This is a genomic window from Rhodococcus sp. (in: high G+C Gram-positive bacteria) (genome assembly GCF_049286785.1).
In the GTDB taxonomy this organism is placed as follows: Bacteria; Actinomycetota; Actinomycetes; order Mycobacteriales; family Mycobacteriaceae; genus Rhodococcus_F.
Window position 1 is genome coordinate 1 of the sequence record NZ_JBAQEO010000434.1, and the last position, 8,248, is coordinate 8,248.

Here is an 8,248-nt window from a genome sequence, read left to right on the forward strand (position 1 = left end):
GGCAAGCGCGGCCATCATCAATGCCATAGCTGCAACGCTGGACAACGCGAGCACGCTGGCTCGCAAAGGTGGTGCATCCTGACTTGTATCGTTTGCCATAGCTGGGAAACCTCCAGATTCCTGGTGAGGGGCCCGCCGCACGGAGCTGCAACTCCAGGCGGGCCCCGCTGCGTGTTTGCGGACCCTTGCGTGTTTCCGCGTCTGCGGGGGCGTGGCCAGTGTCGAAAACGTCCCGTCAGCGCGCCGACGGGACTTCTCGTTTCAGCGTTTACGGATTTACGCGTTTACGGATTTACGGATATACAGCTAGAAACGGGTGTTGTGCAGGTCTTTCTTGATCTGCTCGCTCAGGTCGGGATCTGCAAGGAGCCTTTCCACAAGTGCAACAAGCACGTCTTGGGCCGTCACTCGGGCTACCCCAAGCTCTCTTGCTGCGGCGCGCTGCCAGTCCCCCAACCGGTCATTCTGATCGGGTGAGAGGTCGACATTCTTACGGATGTCCTTTTGACGGGGGGTGATAACAGGGACTGAGTGAACGGCGACCTTGCGGGGCTTCTCTTCCTGCACCCTCGTCACCGAGGCTGTCACTACTGACTCTTGCTCCTCCCCCGGTTGGGGTTGCGTCGGCACTTGCCTTCGCGCGCGCTCAGCGCCGGCGCGGATCCGATCTGCCGCGGAAGTCATGCGATCTCCTTCTGCACTTCGAGGCCGAGGAGCTCGCTCACCGCATCGCCATAGGCCGAGTTGAGCGCGTTCTCGATCGGCAATCCGAAGGCCTGGGCGTAGCGCTCGAGACGACCAACAGTTGGCTTGAGAACGTGGTCACCTTCTGCAGCAACCGCCTCTCGATATCCCTCCGTCGAAGCCGCATTTGCAATGGTCCGGGTTAACAGGACCGCAAAGATCGGGGCGTCGCCATTCCGAAGCTCGGTGACGTCCACAATCAATTGCCGCACCGCGGGAAGACGGTTGTACTCCATCGGAGTCGGGGCCATCGGGCAGACGACGTGCGTTGCAAGTCGTGCAGCCGAGAGAACGATGCTTCGCTGCTCCTTCATCGGCGGAGTGTCGATGACCACAGCGTCGTACTTGCCGTTCGCAATACCCGGAAGTTGCCTGTGCAAGTTCGGGACAGCCATGCCAATAACCGGGAAAGGCCATTCACCGAGACTCCCCCACTGCAGGAGTGACTCGTTCTCTCCGTCTGCGTCAACGGCGAGGACCTTGAGTCCCGATTCATGGAGTGCATGGGCGATGTAGGCGGCTGACGTTGTTTTCGTGGAACCGCCCTTGAGGTTCAGTGTTGTGATGACAAGCATGTCTCTCGCTTCCGCATGTCCGCTCCTGCGTATTTCCGTATATCCGCGTGAATTTGCGCTGGTAGACCCCGAATCTTGCGGGCGTGCAGGCTGAGTCGCACGAGCTGCAAGGTGCGTACTGGCGGATCTACGGAGGTCAGCGTACGCGGACTTCAGCATCTACTGATGGACTGACACGCGGAAAAACGGTCTTCCGTGTTTACGTAAATCCGTATCCGGCGGAGCAATGTGTTCATCCGCGCGCCTCTGCCCCGCACTGTCGCTGCAACGTGGTCCATCGCCCTGCACAACCGTTGCCGCCCCCTGCACGACGCCTTGCACGACGCCTTGCCGCGGTCACGGGAGCTGGCGGTGCAGTTCCCGCGCAACCTTCCGCTTCTACGGATCTGTGGATCTACGGACTTTCGAAGGCAGGGTCCTCGTCGCGCCAGTCCGGGCTCACACCAAGGATCGCGGCCATGGAAGTGCAATGCCCTGGTCGACTTTGCTACGCGACTACTGATTCACGGATCTACGGACTTGCGGAGTTACGACATCGCGCAGGTGAGGACATTCAGCGGTAGGAGCCCCTAGCCTTCCTCGTTGCACGGCCCCCGCGGTAGCGGGAGCATTCCCAGCACAGACGTTCCGCACTCACGGACATACGGATCTACGGACTTGCGTGGGCGCTTGCGGCATGGAGCCCCCGACCAGTGACGTTGCACGCCTACGGTCATGGCGATGCACGACCGGTCACGCCTCCCGCATATACGGATTCACTGATCTACGGACTGGCGGGCTGGGTGCAACCGCGACGTCAAGCGTGCAACGGATCTCGGTAGAGTTTCCGGCAGGGGGATAGTGCTGCAATCCGGTCAAGTTCGACTGCACGACCGTTGCGGTCCGGAACACGGGAATTGTCGCGCGTGCAATCGCCTCACCGTACGCGTCTACTGATTCACGGATATACGGGCTTGCGGAGTTACGTCATCACTGAGGTGAGGGGCATGCACGCACGACGCGCCTTCACGTTGCACGGACGCCCTGTCCGTAGCGGGTGCAATCGAGCCCAAGGCGGTACATCTACGGATTTACGTATATGCGAATATACGGCACTACGGATATCGCGCGCCCAGTTCCATGCACGGCAGTCGAGCTGTTGGGTAGGACTAGTCATCCGTTTCGATGGGGGAGTGGGGGAAGGTGTTCGGTGTCGGATCGGTCGGCAGCTTGTTGATCTTGACGCCGTTGGCCTGCGTCGTCGCCTAAGGGTTGCGGTCGATAGATTTGGCAATCGTGAACAGATCATCGCCGGCCCCTGTCGGCTCTCGGTGTGTGGCCACAAAACGATCGGGCAGTCAGTGCAAGCACATGGCCCAAGCGGGGAAGGACTGTTGCGTACACCACGATCCCGCCCAGGGGTGGGCTGGCCCGAAGATCCGCGAGCGGTGGGAGCGGTGCCGGGAGGTAACCAGGTCAGAGAACCGGTGTTCATGGCCGGTGCCTCCTGGATCGGAATATTGCGAATCACATCAACCCGGGGAGTTGTGCGGTCTTCCAACGAGTTCAGGGGAGTCTTGCCGATGGATAACGACACATCAGCCATGTCCTTTCCACACCGAGGAAGGTCGGCGACGGCGAGCCGCCGCCGAACAGGTAGGGGTGGGTGTCCATGAGTTGACCATTCTCGCCCGGTCCGCAGCTGAGTACACAGCCCGTGTCGAGGCGGAACCCGATCCGGATCTTCGCCGACTCATGGAGATGAGTTACACCCAACTAAATGGTGTTACACGAATCACACTGGCTTCGTTGAAAAGGAGGAATGGTTTCGGGAAGTGGTTGACCTTGCTCGCAGCTACTTCAAAATTCGTGGGCGGCGGCAACTAGAGCTGCATTTCACCGAAGATGATGCACTGGCTATCGGCCGCAGGTGCGCCGAATGGGCGTGGACCAACCTCCACCGCACGGAGGGATGCATCCGCGTCCAGCATCAAGGTTGCCCGCCGAAATGTTGACCCGGATTACACACCGCCGCCGCCAACGTCGTCGGGAAGTGCTGTGGTGACCGACGTACATGTTGAGAAGCACGACACGTTCGACCGGGTGATTTATGCGTTCGGCGGCCACGGGATGCCGACCTGGAAGGTCGAGTACGTCGCCGAGGCGGTCGAGCACGGAACCAGCGACACAATCGACCTGCCGGCTCGTTCGATTCTGCAAGCCGACTTCTCCGGCACCGCGGACACACCCGACGCCACCGTCGTCGCGTACCGGCCAACGGACCCACTGATCGAATCAGACTCCGACGTCGTGTCTGCGGTGTACTTCACTCCGAGCTCCTCGGGGATCACGCAGTCATTCATCGGAGTACGGGGCGACAGGGCACCGTTTGCCGTCACCACGCTGTCGGATCCGCCGCGGCTTGTAGTCGACATAGTGGGGTCGTAGTAGGCGAACGCCGATAGACGGACCCGGTCACCGATCCGCTTTCGGAACGAAGGGCGGACTGTCGCCGGCCCTACGCGCGGGTTCCGGGCGAGGACACGAAGAATTCCTGTGCAGCCTCTCCGTCGTCGTGGCACTCGAAGTGAAGAGGTGCGCCGGAGTACCCCGTCCATCAATGCTCAGCTTGTTGCCGCGAGTTAGCGTAGATCAGCAAAACAGAGCTTCCGGAAGGGTGGCTGTGACGTGTTTACGGTCGTCGCCGGTGGTCACCCTGCACGCGATCCGCTGAGGCGCCGCAGCGACGTCTCGGAGCGCTCGGGCCATGCCGACCTCACCCACGAAAACTGCATGATTACCTGGTGCGATCTCGCACGGCACCGGCGACAGAACCGGATCCGAGCCGGGCGCGAACGCGGCTTTGTTCGGTAGTGACGTGAATGCCCAGCTCTGTACGTGAAGGGGGAGCCGCCCACGGTTGGTGACCTGGACGCCAGCGACGAGCTCGCCGCCGTGCTCTCGTGCTGTGCGTTCGATGGAGGCCACAGCAGATTCGCTGGCGGGCATATGGATGAGTCCTTGAGGGACAACAGTTCCGATGATCGGTGAAACCTTCGCGCGTGCACCCTGCAGGCGGAACATGGTGATGTTCCAGGTGAGTGTGCCTGTCGCAACGACAAGACCTACGACCGCAATGACGAGCGTGACGATCTGCACGGAGACTGCTCCTAAGCGGTGTTGGTTCCGACGGATAGGTTATCGGCAACGTCCGACACTCGATATTCGGCGAGCGAGACAGCATGAAGCCGCACACAGCAAGCATCTTGCAGCATTCGCTAGTTCCGCCTATCCTCAAAATCACGACGCACCGGCTACCGGTTCGTTGTCCGCCTAAAGCCCCCGGTGAGGGGCTTTAGAGCTTTCTAGGGTTCCCACTTCCGGATGCTGTCAATACTGGGCTTCGCCGCATTGAACAGCTGCCGTGATGCTTTTAGCGCCTTCGGGTGCGCCTTCGTCACTTCGCGATGCCGGCGGAGTATGTACGTGACAACGTCCGCGGCCTGGATTCCAAGAGACGTGCACGAATCAACGTATGCGATCGGCTGGTGAATCCGCAGAAGCTTCGTCGGTCGATAGCCCGGCGTCGCCTGACGCACGTAACCCTCGATAGCGGCGATTGCTGTTCCCGAATCATCGATAATGTCCGCTGTGACGGTCGAGGTCTCGTCGTGCCGCTTGCAATGACCCTCCACCCGTTCGAGGAGGTGGCGCAGGGAGATCCGATAGGGATTGTCCGGATACCTGTACCGGGCGTTCAGCTTCCGCACGTCGACCCCTTGCAGATGTATTCGGGCCCCGGAGTTGACGACCGCGTGAACCACCTTCCTGCACACCATGACCGACTCGTGTGCCCGGCCATCGAAGCAGCTCCACGACTTTTTGCCTTGCATGATCTCGTGGGCGTGGAACTCGATGTCGCCGGGAGTTCCGTGCGTGCGGCTGATGTCCTTGCGGAGCAACTCCAGGTCGGACGTGAGGGTCGCAAGTTGCTGTTCGGTGAAGATCACACCGCCGACGTAGTAGTCGTCTTCACCGTACGACTCGTCGATGAAAGTGTGGAGCACGGGTCATGCCCTCCGTTCGGCCGCCGACCAGAGCTGATGGTGCAGCCGGCCTGTTGAACGAAAGCATTACCTATTGCACGCCGTCCTTCAAACAGACCTGTGTACACGGCTGGGGACAGAAAATGCATGAAATGCCGCCGTCTTGTGGAAACTATGTAGGACAACATGTGGACTGATTCAAGAACTTCCATGTCATGCGTTCTCCACAATGTGGATGAAAACCCGTTCGGTGTGTCTCCATGCACACGTATCCGGGCGTGTCTTGTGGGCGTCGTCAATCGCCTCCGCCTGTCTTTTCTTGGATCGTCCGCTCTTTCTTGGAATTTGGCCGAGAGTCGGCTGGCAACGGAGGACAAGCCGTCGAGATTGCTGTTGGCCATGCAGGCAGGTGAGCCCTCGCCGTCGTACTTGACAGTTACGATCCGCGCCATGTCAACCAAGCGCATCACAATCACGCCAGAGAATGGCAATGCCGTCGAGTTCATCGGTGACGGATTCCGGCTTCGAAGGCTGGCCCTCGGTGTCCTATTTGTCGTCGGACCGAACGGCAAGGTTGTCTGGCAACAGCTTGAGCAGGGCGTCCGAGAGCGCGTCCGCGTCGAGCTTGAGGGCTACGGCGATGAGTACGTCACCCTACTGGCCTCGTCGTGAAGGATTGGGCGCCCGTAATCGCGGGCATCATCGCGTTGATCGGAATCTGGGCAACGATCTCACGGGCGCGTGCGACCTTCGAGCATGGGCGCGTGGAGGCTCGGAAGGATCGTCAGCGCGACCTTGTTGCCGATCTGATCGCGACGGGACGAGCGTTGATGGACATGCAGCACATCGCATTTCTCGCGATGGCCAAGATGCGCACGAACGACTTCATCGATTGGGCCAACACAGACTCTGTGGCAAAGCAGGGAGAGCTGATGCAAGAAATGCGGAAGCTTCTGGTGCGCGGGCTGACCGAGGTAGCCGACATCCGACTCCGCCCCTACATCGTCGACATCTCGACTCAGATCGAGTCGCTGTCGCAGGATCCTGCGGGCGACCTGATTGACACGGGTCTCTCAGATGCCGTCCGATTCGAAGCCTTGCGCGTGCAACTCGGCCGTCTCAGGGTTATCGAGAAGACCCTGTCGGAATTTCAGGCCGTCGCGATCGAACGTCTGCCTGTCGAGATCGACACACCCCCGAGCCGTCTTGGCGTGCTCGCTCGGCGCGTGTGGAACAGTCTGCGAGGACTGCCAGGTTATGGATAGACCGCACGCTCCTCGTTCTTCTGGCCCGCGGGCGGTCTATGGGACCAGACGCGACGTTCGAGGTGATGCAGGTTAAGAAACCGATGACGAGCAGCGCCGCAGAGGTTCGCTGCTCTACTGCAGGGGACCATCGCCGGCGGCAAGTCGCTCGTCGAGCTCGTCGAGCGCTTTGTTCATGTCCTCGATGATTTGGTCGGCAGTGGCGGGTCGTGAGTTGTTCGACGCGAGAGTGAAGAAGGCCTGATGGAGCGACTTCACCCCAGGTAGTGAGTCAGGAACCCCTTCGATCCTGCGAGCGAGGTCGTTGAGTCGGGCGTCGGCAGCCATGTAGTTGCCCCTCCGAGTTTGGATTCCGGCGGACCCACCTTAGGCGGAATTCCAAGATTCGGGTCTACCAGGGGCCAGGCCTTCTCCTGCACGCTCCTGCACGCCCGGGCCAAACGTCGCACGTTGGATAAGGTCAAGACAGGGACGCCGCCCGGTGAGGTAAGGGGAAACATGGGCTACTTCGAGGGTCGTGTCGTCGCCATAACGGGTGCCGGTTCGGGAATTGGACGTGAGCTAGCTATTGAGCTCGTTCAGTCTGGTGCACATCTGGCGCTTTCAGACTCGTCGGAGTCTCAACTGCTCGCTACGGCTGACCTGTGCGTAGGCGTAGGCGTAGGCGTAGGCGGAGACGTCTATGCGTCGGTTGTCGATGTGGTGGATCGAGCTGCGGTGCTCGCCCATTCGGCAGATGTCGCTTCGCGGTTCGGCCGCGTTGACGCTGTGATCAACAACGCCGGAGTGCTTTTTGCCGGGGATGTACTCGCCACGTCCTTCGAAGATTACGAGCGAGTGATAGACGTTGACTTCTGGGGAGTCGTCAACGGAACGAAAGCGTTCCTTCCACACGTGATGCGCTCGGATCGAGGACACATCGTCAACATTTCATCTGCCTTTGGGCTGATGGCTGCTCCTTCGTATTCTGCTTACAACGCAGCCAAGTTCGCCGTCCGGGGATTCACTGAGTCGCTCCGCCAGGAAATGATTCTCGGGGGACACGATGTAAAGGTGACCTGTGTTCACCCGGGGGGAATTCGGACCACCATCGCGCGCACGGCTAGACACGCGGCAGGAGTAGACGGAGCAGAGCTCGCTGATTCATTCGATCGGCGTATCGCTAGAACAGATCCGGACGCCGCCGCACGCACGATCCTTCGAGGCGTCGAACGCGGATCCGCACGTGTGCTAGTTGGAGCCGATGCGAGCGTGGTCGACCTCCTGACGAGGACCTTAGGGTCTCGCTATCTGGCGATACTGCCAGCGTTGAAGAGGCTCAGTAGTTAGCTGCTGGATAACCGTCCTGAACGCTGTTCAATCATGCGGGCTAGGATTCTCCTCGTTCATTCACACGGGGAGGTCGAGAGTGGCATCAAAATGGTTGCTGATCAGCACGTTCGGGGGTGCGGTCCCTTCGATTGTGGGACAGGGGAGGAGCCCTAAGCCCTTCATCCCGTTGAACCAAGTACTTAAGCCTGAATCCGTGGATGTGTGATTTCGTGGGGTTTCTAGGTTCGCTCGGCGTGGGATGCCTGTGGCGGGCATGGGTGATCCGCTGGCCCGGATGCCAGCTCATCCACGTTGGTAGGTGTCCTCG

9 protein-coding genes are annotated in these 8,248 nt (G+C 60.2%); 4 read left to right on the forward strand and 5 right to left on the reverse strand.

The window, feature by feature from the left end:
- Window positions 1-306 precede the first annotated feature (306 nt).
- Both WAW17_RS15900 and WAW17_RS15905 read right to left on the reverse strand, forming a co-directional pair.
- Window positions 307-684: a hypothetical protein gene (locus WAW17_RS15900; protein ID WP_422333909.1), complete on the reverse strand. Its 378-nt coding sequence runs from the start codon at window positions 682-684 to the stop codon at window positions 307-309.
- Window positions 681-1,319: an AAA family ATPase gene (locus WAW17_RS15905; RefSeq protein ID WP_422333910.1), complete on the reverse strand. Its 639-nt coding sequence runs from the start codon at window positions 1,317-1,319 to the stop codon at window positions 681-683. Before WAW17_RS15905 ends, WAW17_RS15900 begins: the two co-directional genes overlap by 4 nt.
- A gap of 2,040 nt (window positions 1,320-3,359) precedes the next feature.
- Between WAW17_RS15905 and WAW17_RS15910 the strand changes: the two genes are divergently transcribed.
- Window positions 3,360-3,746, forward strand: a complete 387-nt coding sequence (locus WAW17_RS15910) for an AMIN-like domain-containing (lipo)protein (protein ID WP_422333911.1) — start codon at window positions 3,360-3,362, stop codon at window positions 3,744-3,746.
- Between the two features lie 204 nt (window positions 3,747-3,950).
- On the opposite strand, the gene WAW17_RS15915 is transcribed toward WAW17_RS15910, so the two are convergent.
- Both WAW17_RS15915 and WAW17_RS15920 read right to left on the reverse strand, forming a co-directional pair.
- Window positions 3,951-4,457 (reverse strand): hypothetical protein, encoded by a 507-nt coding sequence (locus tag WAW17_RS15915; protein ID WP_422333912.1) that lies wholly within the window; start codon window positions 4,455-4,457, stop codon window positions 3,951-3,953.
- Between the two features lie 206 nt (window positions 4,458-4,663).
- Window positions 4,664-5,365 (reverse strand): DUF3800 domain-containing protein, encoded by a 702-nt coding sequence (locus WAW17_RS15920; RefSeq protein ID WP_422333913.1) that lies wholly within the window; start codon window positions 5,363-5,365, stop codon window positions 4,664-4,666.
- Window positions 5,366-5,794: 429 nt separating this feature from the next.
- On the opposite strand from WAW17_RS15920, the gene WAW17_RS15925 reads away from it, so the two are divergent.
- Together WAW17_RS15925 and WAW17_RS15930 are read left to right on the forward strand one after the other, a co-directional pair.
- A complete protein-coding gene (locus tag WAW17_RS15925) occupies window positions 5,795-6,016 on the forward strand; it encodes a hypothetical protein (RefSeq protein ID WP_422333914.1) in 222 nt (73 codons plus the stop codon).
- A complete protein-coding gene (locus WAW17_RS15930) occupies window positions 6,013-6,609 on the forward strand; it encodes a hypothetical protein (protein ID WP_422333915.1) in 597 nt (198 codons plus the stop codon). Before WAW17_RS15925 ends, WAW17_RS15930 begins: the two co-directional genes overlap by 4 nt.
- A 114-nt stretch (window positions 6,610-6,723) precedes the next feature.
- Here WAW17_RS15930 and WAW17_RS15935 read toward each other — a convergent pair whose 3' ends face one another.
- Window positions 6,724-6,936, reverse strand: coding sequence for a hypothetical protein (locus WAW17_RS15935; RefSeq protein WP_422333916.1), 213 nt, complete (start codon window positions 6,934-6,936; stop codon window positions 6,724-6,726).
- A 171-nt stretch (window positions 6,937-7,107) separates the two neighbouring features.
- Between WAW17_RS15935 and WAW17_RS15940 the strand changes: the two genes are divergently transcribed.
- Window positions 7,108-7,938 (forward strand): SDR family NAD(P)-dependent oxidoreductase, encoded by an 831-nt coding sequence (locus tag WAW17_RS15940; RefSeq protein WP_422333917.1) that lies wholly within the window; start codon window positions 7,108-7,110, stop codon window positions 7,936-7,938.
- Window positions 7,939-8,248: the final 310 nt, after the last annotated feature.